At 37.7% G+C, this 25,117-nt stretch carries 20 protein-coding genes; 15 read left to right on the top strand and 5 right to left on the bottom strand.

Annotated elements, in window-relative coordinates; translation table 11 throughout:
- Positions 1-46: 46 nt before the first annotated feature.
- The 10 genes from miaE to EI546_RS16150 all read left to right on the top strand — a co-directional run bounded on the left by miaE (position 47) and on the right by EI546_RS16150 (position 11,563).
- On the top strand, positions 47-628 hold the full coding sequence (miaE, locus tag EI546_RS04580; protein WP_128249436.1) for a tRNA-(ms[2]io[6]A)-hydroxylase: 582 nt from the start codon (positions 47-49) through the stop codon (positions 626-628).
- Positions 629-699: 71 nt separating this feature from the next.
- A complete protein-coding gene (locus tag EI546_RS04585; RefSeq protein ID WP_128249437.1) occupies positions 700-2,007 on the top strand; it encodes a chloride channel protein in 1,308 nt (435 codons plus the stop codon).
- Between the two features lie 609 nt (positions 2,008-2,616).
- Positions 2,617-5,580 (top strand): sensor histidine kinase, encoded by a 2,964-nt coding sequence (locus EI546_RS04590; RefSeq protein ID WP_128249438.1) that lies wholly within the window; start codon positions 2,617-2,619, stop codon positions 5,578-5,580.
- Positions 5,573-6,313 (top strand): LytR/AlgR family response regulator transcription factor, encoded by a 741-nt coding sequence (locus tag EI546_RS04595; RefSeq protein ID WP_128249439.1) that lies wholly within the window; start codon positions 5,573-5,575, stop codon positions 6,311-6,313. The genes EI546_RS04590 and EI546_RS04595 overlap by 8 nt, the downstream gene beginning before the upstream one ends.
- A gap of 260 nt (positions 6,314-6,573) precedes the next feature.
- On the top strand, positions 6,574-6,723 hold the full coding sequence (locus EI546_RS16145; protein WP_164905170.1) for a hypothetical protein: 150 nt from the start codon (positions 6,574-6,576) through the stop codon (positions 6,721-6,723).
- Between the two features lie 189 nt (positions 6,724-6,912).
- Positions 6,913-9,063, top strand: coding sequence for a prolyl oligopeptidase family serine peptidase (locus EI546_RS04600; protein WP_128249440.1), 2,151 nt, complete (start codon positions 6,913-6,915; stop codon positions 9,061-9,063).
- 187 nt (positions 9,064-9,250) lie between these two features.
- Positions 9,251-9,454 carry a hypothetical protein gene (locus EI546_RS04605; RefSeq protein WP_164905171.1) on the top strand — a complete coding sequence of 68 codons (204 nt, stop codon included), beginning with the start codon at positions 9,251-9,253 and terminating at the stop codon, positions 9,452-9,454.
- A gap of 19 nt (positions 9,455-9,473) precedes the next feature.
- Entirely contained in the window at positions 9,474-10,610 is a 1,137-nt protein-coding gene (locus EI546_RS04610) for a cellulase family glycosylhydrolase (RefSeq protein WP_128249442.1), read from the top strand.
- A gap of 33 nt (positions 10,611-10,643) precedes the next feature.
- Positions 10,644-11,252 (top strand): hypothetical protein, encoded by a 609-nt coding sequence (locus tag EI546_RS04615; protein WP_128249443.1) that lies wholly within the window; start codon positions 10,644-10,646, stop codon positions 11,250-11,252.
- A 140-nt stretch (positions 11,253-11,392) separates the two neighbouring features.
- Positions 11,393-11,563 carry a hypothetical protein gene (locus EI546_RS16150; RefSeq protein WP_164905172.1) on the top strand — a complete coding sequence of 57 codons (171 nt, stop codon included), beginning with the start codon at positions 11,393-11,395 and terminating at the stop codon, positions 11,561-11,563.
- A gap of 162 nt (positions 11,564-11,725) precedes the next feature.
- Here the strand turns inward: EI546_RS16150 and EI546_RS04620 are convergent, their stop codons facing one another.
- On the bottom strand, positions 11,726-13,495 hold the full coding sequence (locus tag EI546_RS04620) for an aminopeptidase P family protein (RefSeq protein ID WP_128249444.1): 1,770 nt from the start codon (positions 13,493-13,495) through the stop codon (positions 11,726-11,728).
- Between the two features lie 211 nt (positions 13,496-13,706).
- Here EI546_RS04620 and EI546_RS04625 point away from each other — a divergent pair, with 211 nt between their 5' ends.
- Complete coding sequence (locus EI546_RS04625) at positions 13,707-14,267, top strand: GNAT family acetyltransferase (protein WP_128249445.1); 561 nt, start codon at positions 13,707-13,709, stop codon at positions 14,265-14,267.
- A 197-nt stretch (positions 14,268-14,464) separates the two neighbouring features.
- Here EI546_RS04625 and EI546_RS04630 read toward each other — a convergent pair whose 3' ends face one another.
- From EI546_RS04630 to EI546_RS04645, 4 genes are all read right to left on the bottom strand, one after another.
- Positions 14,465-15,376 carry a Ppx/GppA phosphatase family protein gene (locus EI546_RS04630; protein ID WP_128249446.1) on the bottom strand — a complete coding sequence of 304 codons (912 nt, stop codon included), beginning with the start codon at positions 15,374-15,376 and terminating at the stop codon, positions 14,465-14,467.
- Position 15,377: 1 nt separating this feature from the next.
- Positions 15,378-17,477, bottom strand: a complete 2,100-nt coding sequence (gene ppk1 / locus EI546_RS04635; RefSeq protein WP_128249447.1) for a polyphosphate kinase 1 — start codon at positions 17,475-17,477, stop codon at positions 15,378-15,380.
- On the bottom strand, positions 17,477-17,962 hold the full coding sequence (locus tag EI546_RS04640) for a SixA phosphatase family protein (RefSeq protein WP_128249448.1): 486 nt from the start codon (positions 17,960-17,962) through the stop codon (positions 17,477-17,479). The genes ppk1 and EI546_RS04640 overlap by 1 nt, the downstream gene beginning before the upstream one ends.
- Before the next feature lie 293 nt (positions 17,963-18,255).
- Positions 18,256-19,893, bottom strand: a complete 1,638-nt coding sequence (locus tag EI546_RS04645) for an LIC_10190 family membrane protein (RefSeq protein WP_128249449.1) — start codon at positions 19,891-19,893, stop codon at positions 18,256-18,258.
- A 188-nt stretch (positions 19,894-20,081) separates the two neighbouring features.
- Between EI546_RS04645 and EI546_RS04650 the strand changes: the two genes are divergently transcribed.
- The 4 genes from EI546_RS04650 to EI546_RS04665 all read left to right on the top strand — a co-directional run bounded on the left by EI546_RS04650 (position 20,082) and on the right by EI546_RS04665 (position 25,055).
- Positions 20,082-20,867 (top strand): SDR family oxidoreductase, encoded by a 786-nt coding sequence (locus EI546_RS04650; RefSeq protein WP_128249450.1) that lies wholly within the window; start codon positions 20,082-20,084, stop codon positions 20,865-20,867.
- Between the two features lie 93 nt (positions 20,868-20,960).
- Positions 20,961-22,049, top strand: a complete 1,089-nt coding sequence (locus tag EI546_RS04655) for an amidohydrolase family protein (protein ID WP_128249451.1) — start codon at positions 20,961-20,963, stop codon at positions 22,047-22,049.
- A gap of 305 nt (positions 22,050-22,354) precedes the next feature.
- Positions 22,355-22,996, top strand: a complete 642-nt coding sequence (locus EI546_RS04660) for an O-methyltransferase (RefSeq protein ID WP_128249452.1) — start codon at positions 22,355-22,357, stop codon at positions 22,994-22,996.
- Between the two features lie 220 nt (positions 22,997-23,216).
- Positions 23,217-25,055: a flavohemoglobin expression-modulating QEGLA motif protein gene (locus EI546_RS04665; protein ID WP_128249453.1), complete on the top strand. Its 1,839-nt coding sequence runs from the start codon at positions 23,217-23,219 to the stop codon at positions 25,053-25,055.
- Positions 25,056-25,117: the final 62 nt, after the last annotated feature.

Genomic DNA, 25,117 nt, shown 5'->3' on the forward strand with positions numbered 1-25,117 from the left:
AGCTAAACTGATTTTTTGAAAATTCATAATTCATAATTAAAATAAAATGTTAGGTTTAAAACTTCCCACAGATCCACGGTGGGTGAATATTGTTGAGATGAATATTGAGGATATCCTCACAGATCACGCATGGTGCGAACAGAAAGCGGCTTCGACTGCCGTTTCCTTGATTGTTGGATTTCCGGAATATACCGATCTAATCCAGGAAATGATTGCATTAATTAAGGAAGAAATCAGCCATTTTAAAATGGTTCATGATAAAATCCTGGAACGAGGATGGATTTTGGGCCGAGACCGAAAAGATGAATACGTTCTGCAAATTGTTCAGTTTTTTCCGAAAGGTGGAAGTAGAACCACCCAATTAGTACACAGATTATTATATGCAGCTCTTATTGAAGCCAGGAGCTGCGAACGATTTAGATTGCTTAGTGAAGAACTTGAAGATAAGGAACTTGCCGAATTTTACAGAAAGTTAATGATCAGTGAGGCAAACCATTACACTATGTTCCTCGGTTTTGCTCGGCAATATGGCAATCGTGAAGAAGTGGATAAAAAATGGAACGAACTGCTCACTTTTGAAGCGGAAATAATGAAAGATTTAGGAAAACATCATTCTATTCACGGGTAGTTGAATAGTTTTTTGTTTAAAGTGAAAATACAATTCGGAAACGAAAATAACCACTATTAAAAATTCCAGTAATGAAAATTAGGCGTAGAAGAAAACTGGTTGCCTATTCAAACCTTTTGGATCACCCCATCCGCTTCAACGCATTTGTTTTTAGTCGAATGTTTATTCTTTGGGCCGTATTAGGTCTTATTGGTGGAATAATCTCGGGTAGTTATTGGGTTGTATTAATGCTCCTGACCGATTTCCTTGGCACTTGGCAAGGTTGGCTGGTCATCCCGGTAATGGCTATAAGTGGGCTTCTTGCGGGATTAATAATTTATTTTATCGGGGATCCCGGCGAAATGGAATTAATGGTCAATAACATCCGTTTTAATAAAGGTAAGTTGGATCCAAAGAACAATCCCTCAATGATTCTTTCTTCCCTGCTCTGTATTTCTTCCGGTGGAAGTTTGGGACCGGAAGGACCTCTGGTACAGGTTACGGGATCTACGGGAACTTGGATGGGAAAGATTTTAAGGATCAAGGGTGAAGAATTGCGCTCGCTCAGTATTGCAGGTATGGCCTCCGGTTTTACCGCGCTTTTTGGAGCTCCATTGGGTGGGAGTCTATTTGCATTGGAGATTCTCCATCACAAACATTCGGTTGAGTATTACAAGGCAATCATTCCTGCTTTGGTCGCAAGCGGGTTTAGTTATGTAGTATTTGCCATTATTGTTCAATTGGGTTTAGGACCAATGTGGAATCTTCCAGCCTATGAAATGGAAACGGTATTCGATTTTGGTTGGGCGGTATTATTTGGTGTAATCGCAACTTTTGTAGGTTGGGGATTTATCTTCTGCACTAAGTTTTTCAAGACTGTGTTTAAAAGAATAAAAACACCAATTTTTATCAAAACTTTTATTGGGGGAATCCTTTTGGGTACCATCGCATTTTACATTCCTATTACCCGGTATTTCAGTCATTTTGAAATCAATGATTTGTTAGAAGCAAATGGTACGGTCCAATTTTTGGCGGCCGTGCTTATTTTTAAAATTATCGCTATTGCCATTACGGTGACTTCTGGATGGCGCGGCGGATTTATAATTCCTCTGTTTTTTTGTGGAACCGCATTGGGACTTTTGGTTCACACTATTTTTCCTTCCATCAGTCTATCGTTGACTATTGTAAGCTGCATGGCCGCAATTAATGCCTGCGTGACACGTACGCCAATGAGTACTACTATTCTTTTGGCTACATTAACCGGGTTTACTTACTTTATTCCTATTCTTTTTGCGAGTTTAACAGGATACTTTCTTGCTCCCCGTATTCCATTTATTGACGCTCAAATGGAAGAAAAAGAAAGAAGATTAATAAAAAGGAAGAAATTTTCTCGCTCATAAACATTACGACTTTCAATCAAGTACTCCTAGAAAGGAAATACATAATTTTATACACCCGGAGTTATCCCGACTATAAGGAAAGCTAGATTCCTAACTACTTTTACCAGACGCCCTAAAGGGAGCCTAAGTCCGGAAAATTCATAAAAACCACTGTTTGGATTTCTCCTCTTTAGGGGGACGTGGGTAAACTCCAATCCGGATTCTGCTAACTAAAAATGTTCGTTCCCAGACCCGTCAGGTAAGAAGAACGAACACATAGCTAACACTTAAAACAAAAATCTGTATAAAACGAATTATCAATTACATACTTTTTCAATAAATCTTTCTATTCCCATATTCTGCAATAATCAAAGTTAAGCAGGCAATCCCGAGATTTTTCATACTATTTCACCAAATGCGAAGATTAGTTTGCAAAATGTTATTGTTTCAATCTATCTACCGGTAAAAAATTGTTTTTAGGAATGTCAATTCTGAATATAAATTTCAATGCAATTTCCCTAAATTCATATAAAAAATTATGCGCATTTGGAAGCACTAAATCCACATTTGGTAAAATAGCGCTATAGCCAAAAAGATGAATGCATAATTTTATCCCAAATATCTGGAAAGATGGATCTTTCGATTAAAAAATGTCAGGTGCTTTTTTTATGGATGGGCCATTTTTTGATGTTTTCTCAACAATATTTGCCCTCTGAAGGCTCTTCTCCTACCCTTGGGATACCATTATCAAATATCATAAATTCGGTAAGTGCCCCTTCCGGATATTTATATGTCGCAGACCGAAAAGGAATCTTCAAGTACGATGGTTATCGAGCCATAAAACTCCAACCCCAAAAACAAGTTTGGTCATCGTTGTTAGTGGATGGAGATTATATTTTGTTTCAGGACATAGAAGGACTGAAAAAAATAAATACCGTAAACGACAACATCGAATTAATTTTGAAAAATGAATTTACGGATGAAAATCCCAATAATGACCATTTTGATAATATTTTCGTGGATTCCAAGGGAAGAATTTGGAGTACTGATTTCAATTATGTGAAATATTATTCTCCGAAAGATAATAAGCTTGCTACCCTTTTGATAAACTCCGAGAGCAAGAATCTGAGTAAATTTTCAATTTTTGAACCTATCCAAAATGAAATCTGGATCGCTTCAGAGTACGGCCTTTGCATTTGGAAGGAAGAAATAAACAAATTGCAGCGTCATTCAAACGAAGCACTAAGTAAACTGAAATTTTCATCCGCATATTTTTCCAAATCCTCAAACATACTACTTGCTACGGAAGACGGAAAGATAATTGAAATCAGCCCAAATGATAGTAAGATTCAATATAGAAAAGCGCTTCCTGATAATGAAGTCCCAATAGGCTTTTTGTCATACAACAATAATGTTTTCATTTATACCCACAAAAAAATATTTCTAATTGGAAAGGAATCTTATGTCGAAATATTTGATTCTGGCAAAAGCAATATCTTCAATGTACATATTGATATTACCACAAACATCTTTTGGATATCAACCGATAAGGGTTTATTAGAGCTATCACCACGTAATCCAGGAATTGAAATTCTGGAGTTACCACTACCCGATTCAGAGGAAAAAAATATTATTTCGGTAGTAGAGGAATTGCCTGATAAACTCTGGATCTTAACCGATGACGGTGAAGTTTGGTCTTTGGAGGGGGATATTTGGAAACTCAGATTTAGAAAAAATGGTCTAAAATGTTATGTATTAAATCTTGTAAATGACAAGATCGTTTTGTCCACACAAGACGGAATTCATATTTTTAGTGATAATGGTTTTCAAGAAATTCCTTTCAAAAACATTTCCCCTGGAGAGGTCATAAAAATTTTAGAAGTTGCACCACAAGAAATTTGGGTTGTCTTTGCCCATCAAAAAATCCAACGTTATTCATGGCCAGATATGGATCTCCTACCCGATCGTTTTACCAATCCAGAAACTTTCTGGAAAAATAATCAATGGAACGATATTTTGATGGATCGCGAAGGAATGATATGGTTGGCTGGCTGGATGCCTAAAGGTTTTGGAATAAATCGTTATGATCCGGTTAAACATTATTTTACGGACATTTCCCATTACGGCTTTAATAACTCCAAATCTGATTTCGTCGGAGATTATTACAATAGAATTTCCTTGACAGACTCCTCAAACTTATTGTTCTCGGCATATGGGGGATTTAATGAGGTGGATGAAAATGGTAGAGTGCTCAAAAAAGTGGATATAAACCAATATCCTATTTCAGATAGCCATCTTGAAGGAATCTCATCAGACAAAAAGGGAAATGTATTCTTTGCCACTGCATCGGGATTAAATGTTTATCGGAGAGATTTGGATAAGGTGGTACAATTTCAAAATGTAGATGGTATTCCTGAAGAAACTCTTTTGAATGCTTTTACCACACTTAAGGACGGAAAATTTGCTATAGGAATTTCTAATGGAATTGTCATAATTGATCCTGACAAAATATTGGCAACCCAGCTCCAAAACAGGTTTGCTATTTCAGAAATAAAGATAGACGGAATATTGCAAAGTGAAATAAAGAGTGATATTGAACTTTCTAAAGACCAAACGGACCTGACAGTTTATTTTTCAAATTTATCATTTTTAGATCCAAGCAAGGTAAGATATCAATATCGCTTTATTGACAGCAATAATTGGATTGATTTGGGGCACAATCCTGAACTTTCCATAAACCATATTTCTCCGGGAATATACCATATTCAGGTTCGCTCAGAAGACAACCTCTTTAATATCCAAAAAAAAATATTGTCTCTTAGCATATTGGCGAATCCACCCTTTTTCAAATCCAATCTCTTTTACTTTTTATTGCTGCTGTTGATCATAATCGTGGTGGTCCTCATCCAAAAATATCTAACTGCCCGAAAACACAAGGATGCAGCGTATCAGCAAAAAATAAAGGAAACCGAGATGCAGATGCTCCGCTCCCAGATGAACCCGCATTTTATGTTCAACACTTTGAATTCGATCAACAGCTATATCATTCAGAATAAAACGGAGGACGCCAGTGCTTATTTGACCACCTTTTCCAAATTGATGCGCAGCATTCTTCAGAATTCAAAAGAACAATGGATCACATTGGACAATGAACTTGAAACCCTCAGACTTTATATTGACCTTGAATCTGCGCGATTGGAGCATTCATTTTCTTATGAAATAAAGGTGGAAGAGGAAGTTGATCCAAACAGCATTCAAGTGCCTCCTTTAATCATTCAGCCTTTTGTAGAAAATGCCATTTGGCACGGCCTGCGCAACAAACGAGGAAAGGGAAATCTCAAAATCTCGGTATGGAAACCAAGTGAAAATGAATTGCAGATTTCCATTGAGGATAACGGAGTGGGCAGAGAGAGAAGTACACAACTAAAAACAAACCAGGTTTCCCACAAATCCTTCGGAATGGAAATAACCCTGGACCGACTGAAAATGCTGGATTCCGATAACAATATTGTCATTGAGGATCTATACGATTCAGATAAAAATCCTTTGGGAACCAAAATCATACTCACCATAAAAATTTCCGATCATGATTAAGCTCATTATAATTGACGACGAAAAGCACGCTTTGATAACCCTGGAGCATCTACTGGAAAAATTTAAGGATGTGGAGGTTTTGGCCACGGTGCAGGAAAGTATCCATGCCAAGGAAATTATTGAAAAACTTAAACCCGACCTCATTCTGTTGGATATTGAAATGCCCTTGCTCAATGGTTTTGATGTTTTGGAACAGTTTAAGGAAATCCATTTCAAGGTCATCTTTACCACGGCTTATGATCAATATGCCATCAAGGCGCTAAAGGTAAATGCGCTGGATTATATACTAAAACCCATAGATGCCAAGGAAATGCGGGAGGCTCTGGACAAATACAACAATAACCAAATATTTACCACCCACGAGCAATTGGCAAATCTGGCAAAATTCAACATTGGCGAGATGTTGGATACGCTGGCTCTTTCCACAAGCAAGGGATTGTTGTTCATTAAGATCAAAGACATCATGTATTTAACCGCAAGCAGCAGTTATACGTACGTGAAAATGGTTTCGGGAGAAACTCATCTGGTCAGCAAATCGCTTTCCAACTTTGAGGAGGTCCTCACGGATTATCCTTATTTCTTTAGACCGTTTAAATCCAACATTGTCAATCTTCACTTTGTAAAGCAATATATACGCGGTGAGGGCGGGGAGCTTATTATGCAGGACAATACCTCTATTGTTGTGAGCCGGACCAAGAAACAGGAGTTTTTGAATTTGTTTAAAAAAATTTAAACTTTATCTTCTTGGGAAAATATTTTTTAGACCTCCTTTCAAAATCTTTCCCACTTCATAAATCCAAACTTACAATTGGTATAATGGGAAAATACCTCAATACTCTTCATTAGTATCTTTAAACAATGTACGCCACCCTATTGCAACATTCCACGTTGAAAAGATAGAGTTTCACGTCCATAACCAATTTCATCGAATATCTCCTTTCGGAATGAAAACCAAGTATCTAAGCCTAAAATAGGACAATTAATTAACAACTCATGAAAAAAAACCTCAATCCAGAACAGTTTAAATTAGGATGGTTACCAGACCTTCCCGATCCAAGGGATTATTTATATGCTGCCCCTGTAAAAACCTTGCAGAATCTTCCCGCCATAGTTAATTTGTCTAAATCCTGTCCACCTGTATAAAACCAGGAGCACTTGGGAAGCTGTACGGCAAATGCTCTATCAGCCGCTTTCCATTTCTGCCGCATCAAGTAGAAAAGGTCAGAATTTCAGCCTTCCCGTCTATTTATATAACTTCAATTATATAAAACTCTAATGCAATCTTTTTCTCCTAAAATTGAAATTCCGTATAGACTAATAAAAATCGACAACATGAAAAACCTCATTCTTTTCCTTATTACCGGACTTTACGCATCAATGGCATTTTCACAAATCCATTATCCCCCAACCCCAAAAATATTGGTCCAGGATACTTTATGGGGAAATGTTTACGATGATAATTATAGAAGGCTGGAAAACATGAAAGACCCCAAAGTTGTTTCATGGTTTAAGGCCGAAGCCCAACTTACCGATTCCATTATGGACAACATAACCGGCAGGGATGAGCTTATTGCTGAATGGAGAAAATTGGATGCCCTTCAGCCGCCTGTTTATTATGATATAAAGGTACAAGCTGGAAGATATTTTTTTCAAAAAAGCAATCCGGGCGAAAAAGCGAGCAAAGTATATTATCGAAATGGAATAAACGGAAAGGATGAGTTGTTGTTTGATCCTCTAACCTTTATTCCCGGAAAAACACTGTCTGTAGAATCCATTAGACCCAGTTATGATGGATCCAAGTTGCTATTGGGATATTCCGAACAGGGTGCAGAAGTGTCAACTCTTAGAGTAATGGATGTAAATTCCAAGAAATTTTTGCCAGATGAAATTTTAGCAACTGCCGGTGCGGGAGGTTGGACTTTTGATAACAGTTCCTTTTTCTATACGTGGATTAAATCCGCAGATAACACCGATCCCGCAGCCCGTCTCAATCCTAAATTCAAACTTCATCGTTTGGGAAACCCTGTAAGCTCTGATATTGACTTCTTTAGCAATGAAAAATATCCATCTTTGAATATTGATTCAAAGGCCTATCCTTATGCATACTTATCCAAAGATGCACCGGATTATATATTTTCCACCGTGGAAACTGTCCAGCGTGAAATGGCTCTCTATTACGCCCCCATTTCGGAATTCAATGCTACCATAAATTGGAAACCGCTAATTACTACCGAGGACGAAATTGTGCGGAATACAGAATTCTTCGATGGAAAGATTTATGGTATCACTTATAAGAACGCAAAAAACTTTCAGTTGGTCGCAACAGATTTAAAAAATCCGGATTGGAAGAATGCCGAAATTGTTGTACCCGAAAAATCCTATACCCTTGAAAATTTTATCCGTTCAAAGGATTACATCTTATTACACTACAGTGACGGTCTGGTTGACTATCTTTTCAAATACAATCCCAAGACCAAAAAAACCACAGAAGTAAAAACTCCTTACAAGGGATCGATTTACCTTATCCGTCTGGATTATAATTCCAATGAGATTGTGATGCTGAGCACCTCGTGGAATAAACCTTTTACGGACTTTATTTATAACGCGGACACAGATCAATTCAGTGAAAGTTCCTTTAATAAAATGCCGGATTATCCTGATAGTTATACAAATCTGGTGGTGGAGGAAGTTGAGGTAAAAGGGCACGATGGGCTCATGGTTCCGTTGTCTATTATTTACCAGCCGGGTATAAAAAAAGACGGTTCAAATGTTTGCTATATGGAAGGGTATGGTGCTTATGGAATCAGTATGACCCCTTCTTTCGCAACTCGACTATATTCCATGGCAGTTAAGGGAGTGGTGATTGCCATTCCACACGTTCGCGGTGGTAGCGAAAAAGGAGAGGAATGGTATAAAGCCGGTTTTAAATCCACAAAACCCAATACCTGGAAGGATTTTATAAGCTGTGCGGAATATTTGATTGACCAAGGTTTTACCAATTCAAAAAAGTTGGCAGGATCTGGAACAAGTGCCGGCGGAATTCTTATTAGCAGAGCAATAACAGAAAGACCGGACCTTTTTGCTGCCGCCGTTTGCAATGTAGGTTTGGGAAATGCCATGAGAGGAGAGTTTTCCCCAAATGGCCCGGTAAATATTCCCGAATTCGGAACCGTAACGGACCCCGAAGAAACCAAAGCCTTATATGAAATGGATGGGATGCAGCACGTAAAGGACGGTGTAAAATATCCCGCCGTCATGTGCGTGGCCGGTTGGAACGATCCACGTGTTGTTCCATGGCAACCGGGAAAATTGGCCGCCGCACTTCAAAATTCATCAACCTCTGGAAAACCCGTTCTGCTGAAAATAAATTATGACAATGGCCATTTCACCGATGACAAAGAGGTGAGCTGGGCAAACTTCGCCAACCAGTACGCCTTTTTGATGTGGCAATGTGGACATCCGGAATTTCATCCAAAAAAATAAAAAATAATCTGACATTTCATTAAGCCAATTTCACACTTCCTAAAACGGCAGATTGAGGAGGCCCATTTCGCGAATACTTTTATATCCTGTTCATCTATAAGCATTTATTATGAAAAGGAAGTTTATAAGTATTTTATTAATAGGCATTATATCAGAAGGATGTTCCAGTGAATTCGGCTTGAAAAACATGGATACAATTACCCCTGATGCCAAGAATTTTATTACCGAAAGGAAGGAGAATTCCGTAGAAAAGGATCTGACAGAGAATCTGGAAAGATATAACCTACCCATCTCAAAAGAGACTTTTGATATCCTTGCTGACTATGAGCAATTGTGCATTTGCCTTAAAAATATTGCGAATTATAGCCCAACCTTAAACTTATTATTCTAAAAATTAAACTGCTACCTATATGAAAAATAATTTAAATTTTTTCCGTTCGGTATTTAAAAAGGGTTTTAAATTTCCGATTGTCATTTTAGTTATACTTCTGTCACACGCCTGTAGCGAAAATGACGATCCCGAACCAACTCCGGCACCAGAGCAAAATCTAACCTTACACGTTTCAGGAAAGGATCTAATGCTTCCCAATGATGAAAAAATAATACTCCGTGGCATCAACTACCCGATAATTGATGCTTATGAAATTGGTTATCCCGATGTTATCCATTATTTATTGGACGAAGCTTCAAAAACGGGTGCCAATTGCATCCGTTTTCCCTGGTACACCAATGGAAAGCATTTTTGGGATGGTCCATTGGGTCATCCGGGATTAGTTGATAGTTGGGTAGCTGATGGCTCTTTAAAGGATATGCTGGCGTATAGCCACCAAAAAGGAATGATTCCCATATTGGAACTTCACGATCCCGGATATATTACCTGTACCAATGACTGGAATTATTTTAATACGGTGGTGGCAGATTGGTGGAAAAGCGAAAATGTAAGAACGCTTATTGAGCAAACCCAGGAATATTTGATTATCAACCTCGCCAACGAATTTGGTCATGTTCGTTTTGGTGCTGATCCCAATGCGCTCAACACTTTTAAAAGCAATTATATACAACTTATCCTTTCCCTAAGAAATTTGGGGATAAAGGTTCCCATAATGATAGATGCTCCGGACTGTGGTACCTCGTCTTCGGAATTGCTTTCCATCGCCGAAGAAATGCTTCAGGCAGATCCGTTACACAACCTCATTTTCTCTGTTCATGCCTATTGGTATGGTTATGCTTCTACACCGGTAGTGATTGATCAAAAACTGGATGAGATTAATAATAAAGATGTTTGTTTTGTCTTTGGGGAAATAGCCAATTTCCAAGATGTAAATGAATGTGGCTCACAAAATATTCTGGACATTACCACCCACGTTCTTGAAAAAGCATGTTCCAATCAAATAGGCTGGCTGGCCTGGACCTATGATCAAGATTGTAGTGCACCGAGAGAAATGACCACGGATGGTTCCTTCCTAAACTTAACCGAATGGGGGAATTTTATTGTGAACGATCCAGAATTCGGACTAAAATCCAATGCGGGCTGTGGCGCCCATTAAAACTTAATATTAATCCTTAAAAATTGTTGCACTATGAAATCAAATTTGAAGTTAATTATGATTGCCCTTTTTTCACTGGTTCTCGCCTGTTCCCCAGAAGATGGCAAAGATGGTATAAATGGAGTGGATGGCCAGAATGGCCAAGATGGCCAACAGGGAATTCCCGGAGAAAATGGAAATGCCAATGTGGTCTCCTATGGATTCGATGTAAATCGTGCTGATTGGGGCTCCCCGGCAAACTATGGAGAAGGTAATATTTTTAGAGATTTTGTAATTACGCAAGACTTAATTGGGGGAAACAGTTTATCTCAAATATTCAGTGATGGCGGAGCTGTGCTAATATATGCCAGGATTCTTCCCGTGGGAGATTATTTCTTGATGCCAATTGCTTTTTCGTATGCCGGAGTTGGAGTGAGGTTGACCGCCTCCTTAAACCGAGAATCTTTGTTTATCAGTAAAACCACAAACGGATGGGACAATTTAAGTATTGCCGATAATGAAATCCCAGAAGTTATAAACTTCAAAATAGTGCTCATTCCCAAAGAAGCGGCTGGTAGAATGGCAAATAATAAAGAGGTTGATGTTAATAGCTACCAATCTGTGATGAAGTTTTTTTCGGAAGAGATAAAACGGATGGAATAATTTTGTTTAACCATACCATTGAGGAGCCGTCTGGGAAATAGACGGCTCTATTTTTTTAGCAGACTTGTCAATTGAGCATAAATTGCTATCCTCCCTATTATTTATGATATAGATAAGTTAGGGGCAAATTGAAAAATACTATGAGAGTAACATTGGCATTTTTGATTTTAATGATGATTGGTTGTTCAAACCAAAAAAAAGAAAACGGAATTGAAACTAAATCTGATTTTGAAAAATATGATGAATTAGTTTGGAGCGGAATGCTGAATTTTAAAGACAAAAATTATGAAAATTCACTATCCGATTTTTAAGATGCATTTAAAATCAAATCTAACGAAAGTGTTTCGGATTATTATTATGCTTCGGCTTCTGCCCTAAATTTAAATATGGATAAAGTTGCGAAGGACTTTTGCCCGTAATTGTAACAAAATCACGACACAATGGAATTACCTAAACTTTCATTCTATGCGGAATTATAATGGGGACACCAAATCCAGAAACCACTCCTTTACTTCGCCTTCTAAGTGAGGCGAAAGTCTTTCCCGGACCATATCGTGATACGTATTGATCCAATCAATTTCTTGTTGCGAAAGCATCTCTCGCACCATGATGCTTTTAAAAAACGGACATAAGGTTAATGTCTCAAATTCATAAAAAGTATTCCATTCCGTTTTTTTCCAGTTTTTAACCAAAATAAGATTTTCATGCCGGATTCCATATTTACCCTCAACGTAGTAACCCGGCTCATTGGATAGCACCATTCCGGCTTCTAGATCTACGGGATTAAGATCTTTTCGGATACTTTGGGGCCCTTCGTGAACATTCAAGAAACTTCCCACACCGTGACCAGTTCCGTGATTATAGTCCTTCCCCTCTTTCCATAATGGCATTCTGGCAAATGCATCCAGCTGTACTCCTTTGGTTCCCTTTGGAAATTTAACCATTGACAATTGAATAAGTCCCTGCAAAACTCTTGTAGCGTCTTCCTTAAATTCTTGCGACACCTCGCCCAGTGGAAAGGTGCGTGTAATATCCGTTGTTCCTTCTATATATTGTCCGCCTGAATCAACTAAAATACTGCCCTTATTTGTCACCTGTGCACTACCTTCAGATTTGGCAGAATAATGGATAATCGCTCCATTTCCCTTATATCCCACAATACTGCCGAAACTTTCTCCGATAAAATTCTTTCCTTCGGCACGAAAACCCCGCAGTTTCGTACCAATAGTATATTCATCCAATTCCTCTTCTCCAGCCGTTTGAGTAAGCCAATAAAGGAACTTCACCATAGCCACTCCGTCACGAACCATGACCGTTCTGAAACCTTGCTGTTCGGTTTCATTTTTCACCGCTTTCATTAAATTGCCCGGAACTGGTTTTTCAATGATTGTATTTTCACTTTTAATAGCTTCAAAAATGGATTGGTTACTATTGGGTGAAATAAGAATTGATTCGTCTTTTAAAGTTTCAAGATGGTTGAAAAAACTGTCGTAAGATTTTAGTTCCACTCCCTCCTTCTGAAGTTGGCTTTTTGTTTTTTCATCTATTTTCTTCATATCGACAAAGAGAAAACATTTTTCTGTTGAAAGAACAATGTATCCTAAAAAAACGGGGTTACTCTTTACATCACTTCCTCTAAGGTTTAATGTCCAAGCAACATCATCCAAGCTTGAGATTATATGTAGAGATGCGCCTTCAGATTTCATTTTCTGCCTAATACTGGAAATTTTATCCTCTACGGACTGGCCAGCCAATTCTACGGGTTGGTCAAAAACAGAATTTTTACTCGGGGCGGGCCTATCATTCCAAACGTTATCCAATAAGGGTAAACTCCTGAGTTGCCTTTTGTGTTTTGACAATTTATCCTTTAATAAAACCCAATTGGCGTGCGAAGTAGCCAAACTGTTGACGCCGATGGCAGCTCCCTCAGAAGTTTCGGAAATTATCCAATCGATATAATTTGGAGTGCCTTCAATTCCATCCTTAAACAGATCGATTCCCGAGCCTTCCAATTCTTTGGGAGCTTGGGTGAAGTAACGGCCATCCGTCCAAAGCCCGGCTTTATCAAGAGTTACAACCACAAAACCGGCAGATCCCGTAAACCCTGAAAGCCAGGACCTCTCCTGCCATTCCGACGGAAGGTATTCGCTCATATGCGGATCGGCAGCATAAACAATAAAGGCATCAATCTTATTTTTCTTCATTTCGGCTCTCAAAGCAGCAACTTTTTCTTTGGCTTTCATAGGTTTATTTTTGGAAGCAGAAAGTTACAGAAAGTCTGTTTCAGAGAAAAAGAATATAAACCTTTAACAAGTTTTTAATACCGTATAAAAACCAATCCTAAAATTTGATGGCATACCGCTTAAAGGAATTTAAAATTATATTTGTTGATAGAAGAACATCTTCAATTTCTTTCGACTACTGTAATATGAACTTGACTTAAAATTTTAGATAATGGTTAATACGCGAATGGGAAATCGTGGGGATATTGATGGAATTCTGGCCCTGCAATCGAAATATCTATATAGCAACCTAAGTGAAGAGGAGCGGAAACAAGGTTTTGTAACCACTCCGTTCACCAAAGAACAATTGGAAGAGATTATTAAACAAGATGGAATCTTTATTGGCGAAAAAGACGACAACATAATAGCTTATGTCTTTGCCGGGAGCTGGAGATATTTTGAACCATGGGAAATCTTCAATTATATGGTATCCCGTTTCCCCAATCTATCTTTCGAAGGAAGAGCAATCACAACTATCAATAGTTTCCAGTATGGTCCTGTTTGTATTGAAGAAAGCTTTCGTGGAAAGGGTCTGTTTAATCAAATCTTCGAAGAAATGCGTTTAGAGTTTCGAAAAAAATATCCCATCTCGGTTACCTTTATTAATAAAATCAACGTGATTTCAGAAAAAGCCCACACAAAAAAATTGGGTTGGAAAATAATAGACGAATTTCAGTTTAACAACAATACCTATATCGCACTGGCATTTGATATGGAGCAATCGGTATTATAATAAAAATAAGTATTTCCGAGAAGAAACAAGACAGCTACAACAACCCGGAATCAAGAGCCAAGAAGGAAATGTAAAAAACTGATAATGTGGCTTATAAATTAAAAGATAGACAAAATTATGATATTTCAATTTTATTCCTAGACCAATTTAAAACGAAAAATAGATAGAATTATAATAATTCACCCAAAAAACAATTTCTAGTTCACTTCCAATTCCGCAGCAATCTTTTCATTGTAAAGACTTTTGATAATCCCATCGCTTAAACCAATTTTCGGAACGAATACATTTTTGGATTTGCTCCACTTCATTGCCGAAAGATAAATTCGGGTTGCAGGCACTACCACATCTGCACGGTCAGGATTCATATCAAGCTCGGTAATCCGTTCCTCAAAAGACATTGCCTTTATCTGCTTGTAATAAGATGATAGATATAAGTAGCTAAGAGGCTTTCCCAGTTTTTTACCACTCTTTTTAAAGATGGTATTGATGTTTCCGCCACTACCGATCATCGAAACTTTTTGGAAAATTTTTGTCTCCTTTTTTATCCATTCTTCCATATCGTCCCAAACTCCATCATCTACCAATCCTTCAATTAGTCTTACGGTTCCAACTTTAAAACTTTTGGATACGAGACTATGGCCGTTTGCGAAAACGGTAATTTCCGTACTTCCTCCTCCAACATCCACATAGAGAAACACCTTGTCATCCTGAATCAAGGTTTTTAAATCGGTTGAGGCGATAATAGCAGCTTCATCCTTGCCATCTATTATATTGATTGAAATGCCGCTTTCTTTTTCAATTTTATCCGCAATCCGTGTTCCGTTAGAAGCTTCCCGCATCGCTGAGGTGGCACAGGCACGGAATCTTTTTATTCCGTGAGTGCTCATTAATAACCGGAAAGCTGTCATGGCATCGACCATCCTCTTTGAATTGCTTTCTGATATTTTTCCATCGAGAAAAACCTCCGCACCCAGCCGAATGGGCACTCGGACCAAGGATGTTTTTTTAAAAAGAGTATCTTTTCCCTTCTGCTCTACAACTGTTACAATCAGCAAGCGGATGGCGTTACTGCCAATATCTACCGCTCCGTATTTCTCAATATTTAACAAATCAGTTTACTTCAAGTTTATTTAAATAATAATCGTACATCGCAAATTGCGACCTTACTGGAGGCTTGTTGTTTTTACGATAGGCATTATCGTTCTTGGCGCTGAAAACACGTGCTTTTACATTATCTCTCCAACCTATTTCGAAGTTTTCCAAAAGTTCCTGCTTTATTCCTTCATCATAAATAGGACAAGTAATTTCCACTCGGTTGTCAAGATTCCTGCCCATAAAATCTGCGGAAGATATATATACCTTAGGTTTTCCAGCATTTTCAAAAATAAATAATCGTGGATGCTCCAAAAACTTTCCGACAATACTTATTGCCTGAATATTCTCACTCATTCCTTTTACTCCGGGAATAAGACAGCAGATACCGCGAACAATCATTTTTATCTTCACTCCTGCCCTGCTTGCTTCATACAATTTATCAATCATTTTATAGTCGGCAAGACTATTCATTTTAAGCCGGATCCCACTTGGCAAACCTGCTTTCTTGTTCTTGATTTCAATGTCGATAAGATGTGAAATGGCATTTCGGGTGTAATGGGGAGAGACGATTAAATGTCTATATTTCTTAATTTGATAATTCACTTCAAAGAAATCGAACACCTTGTTCATTTCCTTACAGATCCTTTCATCTGCAGTAAATAGTGCGTAATCCGTATAAAGCCTGGCGGTGGATTCATTAAAGTTTCCTGTGCTAATCAACCCATAACGAACTATTTTTTTATTTTCAAGCCTTTCGATTAAAATCATTTTGCAGTGAACTTTTAATCCCTTGACCCCGAATTTAAGATGCACGTTTTCACTTTGCAATAATTCAGCATATTTGATATTTGCTTCTTCGTCAAATCTTGCCTGCAGCTCAATTTGGACCGTTACATCCTTGCCATTTTTTTTGGCATTAATGAGCGAGCTGGCTATATGTGAAACTTCTGCCAGGCGATATATGGTAATTTTTATGGATTTCACCTTTGGATCCAATGCGGCTTCCCGAAGAAATTTCACTACATACATAAAGGTCTGATAGGGTGTATGGAGCAAATAATCCCTTTCCTTAATTTTGTCAAACAATCGTCCCTGCATACTCAATCCAGGAATCGGCAAGGGTTCCGTGGGTTCGTATTGAAGATCAGGTCTTCCCAATCTTGGAAAGTTCATATAATCTCGTCGATTGTGGTAACGCCCTCCGGGAATGATACTATCCGTGTTATCAATTCCCATTTTTTGCAAAAGATATTGAAGGGTCTCAGTATCAATATTCTTGTCATAAACAAACCGTACAGGATCGCCTATACTTCTTTTCTTAACGCTTTTGGAAATTTTCTCAATAAAACTTCGGCTTAGATCGCTGTCGATATCCAGTTCCGCATCGCGGGTAATTTTTATCATATGTGCCGAAATACTTTCGTAATTAAAAATGCCGAAAATATTGTGTAGACAATGGCGGATTAAATCATCAAGAATAATTACGTACTGCTTATCTCCCTCCTGTGGCAAGACCACAAAACGGTCTATAGTTCTGGGAATCTCAATAAGGGCATAGTTGTATTTAGTTTCAAAAGTATCATCCTCCTTGGCCATTACCATTCTTATGGCTAAGTAAGCGGCACTGTCCCTTAAACTGGGAAATTCGTCCAGCTCGCCAATCATTATGGTCATCATCGCTGGACTTACATACTTCACAAAATAATCGGAAATAAATTGACTCTGTTTTCGGGTAACCTGTGTCTCGTTAATGATAAAAATATTTTCCTTTTTCAGTTCGCGATGGATATCGCTGAGGATTTTAAGGCTATAGGCCTGCTGATCGATTACGGTATGGGTAATCTCTGCCAAAAGTTCCTTGGCCGAAAATCCTCCCAGAAAACTTCTACCTGTTTTGCCCGCCTCCTCAATCCGACGAATGGTAGCATAACGTACCTTAAAAAATTCATCGAGATTATTGGAGAAAATCCCAAGGAAACGAAGCCGCTCCAACAAAGGAATTTTTTTATCGTAAGCTTCTTGCAAGACCCGAGCGTTAAACTGAAGCCAGCTCAACTCCCTGTTGATATACTCGTTGCGAACTTGCGGAGAATGTGTTGCGGTTTTCTCTATCATTATTTTAAATCCTTCGGAAATATTGTTTTTACGGTTTTTCCCGTGGTTAGATCGCTCCAATGGTTTTCATCAAATTCCAACATAACAAAACCACAAGTGGGAACATTTTCAATATAACGGTTGCCGAACATATTTACAATGGAAGTGAATGCGTGATTGTGGCCCACGATCATCACCCTATCGAGTTCATCATCAAGAGATTTTATAAAACGAATAACGGCTTGACCGCTAAAATCATATAAATCGTGGCTCGTATCAAATTGCGATTCGGGAAGATTCCAGGCATTTTTGAAAAAATTTGCAGTGGTAAGGGCACGCACAGCATCACTGCTAATAATTTTTTGTGGGGCTTCAATTTCAGAACTAACCTTTTTCGAAACTAAAAGACCATCATCCTGGCCTCTTTCTTTTAAAGGTCTTTCGTGATCGTCCACATCATGTTTCCAAGAGGATTTTGCGTGTCTAACTAGATATAGTGTTTTCATTAGAAAGGTTTATTTATTCTCTGTTTTTGTAAAAAATCAATTCTTTTAAGTATACAAGTTTATTCCTTCAAAGGAAAATTTATTACTAGAGAAACATTAATTTAATAAGTGCAGGTTTTAAATTACCGATTTTACACAATCTATTTTTTGGAAATGTTTTAACCAACGAATTTAAACAAAAAAATGCTCTATTTATACCCAATTGGGAGGAATTGTATAGGGATAAAAAGTTCAAAGATGCCAATTGGAAAGGGTCAAGGATGATATAGTCATTTTTATAAAATTTCTACCTATTACAATGGTTTTGAAAAGAAACCATCTCGTATATCAGACGTTCGTAGTTGTGGAACAATTTGGAAATTGCGTTCTATATAATCAAGAAATGAATCGGTTATACAAGGCAATTTTCCATTTCCAACATTAAAAAACTCCTCTCCTTTGGGGGAATAATATTCTAGATTTCCTCTTTGTTTTTTTTCATATTCCCAAGCATAGAATTTTGATGACGGTTTGGGCTTTAAAATTTGTTTTATCTCAAAACTATCCGTGGCCTGATGGTTAATGTTGGAGGTTAAATTGTCTAAATGCATAGGAAATAGAAAAATTAAGGGTAAAACTACCCCTGATAAAATAATCCATTTGCGCAATCTGTTTTTCTTGTCTATAAGGGCAACTATTTCTCTAATGATCACAGCTCCGAAAAAGAATATTTCGGGAAGAAAAAATCGAAATTGGGGTGAGGTGAAAAGTAATATAACAAAATGAAGCAACATTATAAAATAGAGAATTTTATACTGTTTTCCTTCTCTAAAACTTTTAGTAAATGGGAATAAAATAAACAGCAGTAGTATGGACTGATTAAAAATTCCCGCAATTCCACTCATTTGAATCCAAAACAATAGCTTACTTCCTACTGTTGAAAACCACTGAGTACTCTGCACAAAAACTCCTACGTTTTCTGGCACAGTAGCAATAAACAAGATGGCCTCTGGAGTCCGCCAATCCACATCTAGGGAAAAGTAAGTAAAGGGATATAGTGGGTACCCCGAAAGAATACTGTTTTTAACAACCCATAAAATAGCAAAAAACAATCCCGTAAGTACAAGGTATCGCCTATTAATAGGATCCAGTTTCCAAAACAAAAACAATAAGACAAAAGGAGCTAAAATTATTTTGATGAATACTAGAAACACAAAAAAGAGTATGGCAGTTTTGCTGTTTTTCTGAAATATAAACCAATAAAATAGTATTGGCAGTAGGACTAAGATTGGTAGATCAGGAGATGGAGAATCTAAAAACTGAAAGATCAGCACATTGAATACCAATATATATATTATCCACGTCTGCCGATTTTGTTTATGATATTCGTTCAAATAAAAGAAAGTGCAGACTATAAAAACAAAACCGTTAATATCGTTTATTACGTCTGTAAAAAAACTAAAATTCAAACCCGCTTGAAGGACCTGCCAAGGCGATCCCTGAGCCAAATAAATATGAAGATTTCCCAATCCCTTTACAAAACCATATTCATTAAACCATTTTATAGTCTGCAAATAATAACTTTCATTATCGATAATAAAAGGCAATAGCGAAGATTTGGCAAGTACCAATATCACCATTATTAGAAATAAAATTTTAAAAAAGGATTGCCAAGAACTAAATTCAGATTTCAGAATTATGAGTTTAGTTTTTATGTCCCATTTTTGCCAAAACAACAAAAAGAGATACAGAATAACGTTACCGATAAAGACCTCAATATTCAGTCTAAAGAAAAAAGCGGAAATAGTAAGTAGGGCAGTCTGGAAAACTATTCCTAAAAGTAAAGTAATAGCAAAAGAATTATTCCGAATACGTAAAATTCGCTCGGCAAAGGTTCCGAATGGCACTAAAAAAACGACTAAAAATAGATAGTAAAAGAGTATTAAGAGCATTCTTCATCCAATGAGACACAAATCTATATAAATTATGGTGCCTCTCGACAAAAAGAACTGAAACGCGGAGGGTTCCATCCACTTCTTTACTAAATTTTTCCTTACTTTGTATTTATTGAAAAATTCCTTTAAAGATTCGACCCTCTTCAATTTGGAATACTTGAATATTACAAACCTTAATATCATATATGAATATAGATTTAACAAATAGAAATGCTATCGTTTGCGGAAGTACCGCGGGCATTGGTAAAGCCACGGCGATCCAATTGGCCAAACTTGGTGCAACCGTAACTCTATTGGCGAGAGATGAAGAAAAATTAAAAGAAACCTTAATTGAATTGCCCCACGATAAAGGTCAAAAACACAACTATTATGTTGCTGATTTTACCAAACCAGAGCAAGTAAGAGAAAAGGCTTTAAGAGCCGCTTCCAATAAAACCGTTCACATCCTTGTAAACAATACCGGAGGACCGAAAGGCGGACCTATTTTCACTGCTGATGTGGAAGAATTCGAAAAGGCATTCAAAATGCATGTAATCTGCAACCAAGTCCTCGTTCAAGCTCTTGTTCCGGGAATGAAAGAAGCTGATTATGGCCGTATAATCAACATAATTTCTACTTCAGTAAAACAGCCCATCGATAATTTGGGAGTTAGCAATACTATTCGCGGTGCAGTTTCAAGCTGGAGCAAAACCCTGGCAAACGAACTTGGCCAATATGGAATTACTGTTAACAACGTCTTACCAGGATATACAGCTACCGATAGATTGGACGATATTGTAGGAAATGCGGCCAAACGAATGGAAAAAACAGAAAAAGAGGCAAGTGATTCTATGAAGAATCTTGTTCCGGCAAGACGATTTGCACAACCGGGCGAAATTGCCAACGCAGTAGCCTTTCTTGCAAGTGAAGCTGCCAGTTATATAAATGGTGTTAACCTTCCGGTAGATGGTGGGCGTACCAAAAGTCTGTAGCAATTTTCTAGCTCAAAAAACTTTTAAAAATTACTTGTTAAGTAGAAATACGTGTAATTTTATAAAAAAAATTATACTCCCAACTCAATTAAAATGAAACCAAAACTTAGAATCAACGGACATTCCCACCTTCTGCCGTATCCTGAAGAAATCCCCGAATTCATGCGGGAAAAAGAAATTTTTTGGGTAGATCCAGAAAGGAAATTCATGCTTCAAAAAGATTGGAGCCGACCCGTTACCGATTCAAGCTTCTTTTTGAATGAAAAGCTGGATTGGATGGACCGTTTCAACATAGATCACGCTGTTGTTCTTAATCTTTCCCAACTTTACGGGAATGGTTTGCGGGTTGAGGAAATGAAGAAAGCACTTCGATTCCAAAATGATTTTAATGCCAAGGTCCAACACGATCATCCTTCTAAATTCACCTGCGGGTTTGTGGTACATCCTGGTTTTGTTCGGGGCGCTCTTTGGGAAATTGAGCGCTGCGTAGAAGAGCTTGGTCTTCAGTTATTATGTCTCCCCACACATTATATGGACTCAATTGGGACTTGGCGCTGCATATTTGACGAAGAAAATGAGCCAATTTTTGAAATGGCTTCCAAATACAATCTTGCAGTTGAAATACATCCTTACGATGGCGAAAAGTTTATCAAACTTGAAAATACTGCATGGCGATTTCATCTTATCTGGATGCTTGCTCAATGTGCGGATGCTTACCACTTTCTTACCTTAAATGGATATGCCGACAAATATCCAAATATGCGGACCTGTTTTGCCCACGGCGGACAATTGGCCCAAATAAACCTAGGTAGAAGAATCCAAGGTTTCGACGGTCGTCCCGATCTTTTCGAAGGAAAAACACATCCCCGAAAATCGGTAGGTCACCGAAATATTTTCTTCGATACCTTAGTCCACGATACCCGATCCTTAGATCTAGTAATTAAAAACCAAGGTTCCAAACAAGTTTTAGTTGGTTTGGACGATCCTTATCCTCTAGGAGAAATGGAGAGCGCACCCCAATCGTCCTATCCCGGAAAAATTCTAGATCTGGCGCTGGAAAAACAAGTAATTACCCAAGCTGAAGCCGATGCCATGTGGGAAGACAATGTAATACAATGGCTCTGTGGAGACGATGAGGAAGCGAAGATAAAGCTGAGAAATAGGATTATGGGAAATGAATAATTGGGTAATAAATAATGTAGAATGATAAATGAATAATAAAAATCTCAATTGACGGTTTTCAATTTACGATTTACGGTTGACGATTTTTGATTTACAATTTATGATTGACGATTTTCCATTGACGTGTTCGATTTGCGATTGATGAGGTTCGATTCACGATTAACAATTGACGATCCATGACCAGTTTACGCTATCCAAGCATTACTTTTTACTGACCACTGATTTACTGACAACTGATTTACTGACAACTGATTCACTGATTTACTGATTACCGACTGCTGACTAAAGACTACAGACTATAAAAAATGGAAATCCTTCCCGACAAAATAAACAATTACGTAGAACAACATTCCCAGGTTGAACCGGAACTTCTTAAAAAGCTTAACCGCGAAACTTGGCAAAAAATGATTGCTCCAAGAATGTTGAGCGGGCATTTGCAAGGACGGGTTTTGAGCATGCTTTCCAAATTGATACAACCTCAGAATATCCTTGAAATTGGAACTTATACAGGTTATTCTGCTCTTTGTCTAGCCGAAGGAATGCAAAGTGATGGAGAACTCCATACCATCGACATCAATGAGGAATTATTCGATTTTCAGCGCAAATATTTTGATGAATCTCCTTTCAGTAAACAAATTATCCAGCATACAGGAAATGCTCTGGATATAATTCCTACATTAGATAAAACCTTCGATTTGGTTTTTATAGATGCAGATAAAAGTAATTATCCTAACTATTTAGAATTAATTCTTCCAAAACTTAAAAAAGGTGCCGTCATTTTATCCGACAACGTACTCTGGAGCGGAAAAGTAGTGGAAAAAGTGAAAGATGATGACGTGGATACCCAGTCACTTCTTCAATACAATAAGCTTTTGAATGAGCATCCAATGTTGGAAACCGTGATTCTTCCAATTCGGGATGGGTTGAGTATATCGCGGGTTAGATAGGTAACAAACCTTTCACCTTTAAAAGTAATAAATAATAAGACTTCCTTCGGATTAATGCTCTTTTGTAATGTGGAGCTTTAAAAAGCACCGAAATGAACAGCATTCCATATCCTAACAAACCAATAATTTGCTGTTAAACTAATTTTAAACAGTCCGCGGGCAGGAACAGTTTTTTCTATATTGAATTTTTATTCTAATGAAATAGAAAAAACGCAAGAGATTGGAATCAAATACCAACGTACAAATTGAAGATTTAATAGGCGAATTAACTCCTGGTGACAGAACCGTTCGTGAGCTTCCCCATGATGGTTATTTGTTTTTGGAACACGACGTTCCATTTCTTATTATTTACAGAAGAAAACCTGATGACTACGCCACGCTTCGTCTGGCAAGGACTGGCGCTTCCTATTTAATTGTTGGAGAAAGTCATTTTGATTACTTTCAGGAATTTATTAACCAGATTACCGAGAAAATGAGCGCTCGGTTTGGAGCATTTATTTTAATGGAAATCTATAGTGGCGAAGATGGTAGTTCAGAATTCATTATTAGAGGACCTTCCCATAAACTTCCAGTCTCATTGGAAGTACTTCGCGAAGAATTGGATAAAGTTGAAAGTCGCCGTTTTGGAGGACAATTACTATCGGCTCGAATTGAACAAACCAAAGAAAGACAACCAAGTAATCAAGAAGCATTCTTCAGTATTGACGAAATCAAAGAATGCGGAGGAACCTTAATTGGGGTGGAGATACCACCGGTTTACCGAACTACAGAAGGAAAATTATATCCACTCTATTTCAGAAAGTTCCGAGATGGATTCGCCAAAGCCATACACAAAGCGGTTTTTGAATTTGTAAGAGTTCAAACCTCATCGAATATCCAGGGATTTGCCGCACTTGGAAAACGGGAAATCCATTCCGAAGTTTTTAAAATAGATAGGGAGCTTACCAAAATAGAAAGTCAGTATCAATTCCTCTTATTGGTAGCACCAGTAAACATCCAATCTATTCGTGAGTGCTTTTTTAAAACTAATTTTGAAGAAGTAAATCCATATCACTACCGACTTTTACCCATAGATCCAGACATTCTAAAGCGTCAATTGTACAACTTGAGAATCGATGAAATCGACGATCCGGAACTAGCTTTTCTATTTGATGAAAAGCGGGAAGAGATTTCGCAACAGTTAACCATGTTAAAAGAACGTGGTTCAAAAAACTTCTTTTACAGCAGTATGCGACTCTATGGAGGGCTAGAAAAAAATGTAGCCGCAGAGGCAAAGTCGATATTGGAAAATATTTCAGAAGACAAAATACAGGAAAATCAAAGATTTCTAGATGCCGAGGCATTTGCGGTCATGGCAAAATCGGAATTTGAATATTTTAGAAACCAGTCAGCTGATTTTTCATCACAGGTATATATAAGAGACGACGTTAACGTAATGATGGTTTCCAAGGGAGAGCTTTATTTGCCCTGTGATTATACCATGACAACCAACGAAGCCGAAGCGCTTATACAACACGAGGTAGGAACGCATGCACTCACCTATTATAACGGAAGTCGGCAACCCTTATCCCAACTTTCGCAAGGGTTGGCAGACTATGACGCCTTGCAGGAAGGAATAGCCGTTTTATCAGAATATTTGGTAGGCGGTTTAACAGGAAACCGATTAAGAACATTGGCTGGAAGAGTGATTGCAGGGGAAGCACTTTTGGATGGTGCAGACTTTAAAGAGGTATTCTACCTCCTCCATTCGCAATATGGATTCTCAAAAGAGCCAGCTTTCAATATTACTTCAAGGTTTTTTCAGGGTGGCGGATTTTTAAAAGATATAATCTACCTAAAAGGACTTATTCAATTGCGCGACTATTTGATGGAAGGCTGTGATCTAGAGTTTTTACTAGCAGGAAAATTTGCTTTAAAACACGTTCCTATGATAAAGGATTTAACAGATAGAGGATTATTATCCCCTCCAAAAATAAAACCCAGATACCTTAAAAAAGAAGGTTTTGAAGAACGATTAAAAAAAGTGCGAAATGGAATAGCGCTTTCAAAAATGGTATAAAAAATTGCCCTTAAAGGTTTAACTAAAGAAAAGTAGAGAAATTGGGCATTCTCACTTCCTTT

Source organism: Aequorivita sp. H23M31 (genome assembly GCF_004022485.1).
Lineage (GTDB): Bacteria > Bacteroidota > Bacteroidia > Flavobacteriales > Flavobacteriaceae > Aequorivita > Aequorivita ciconiae.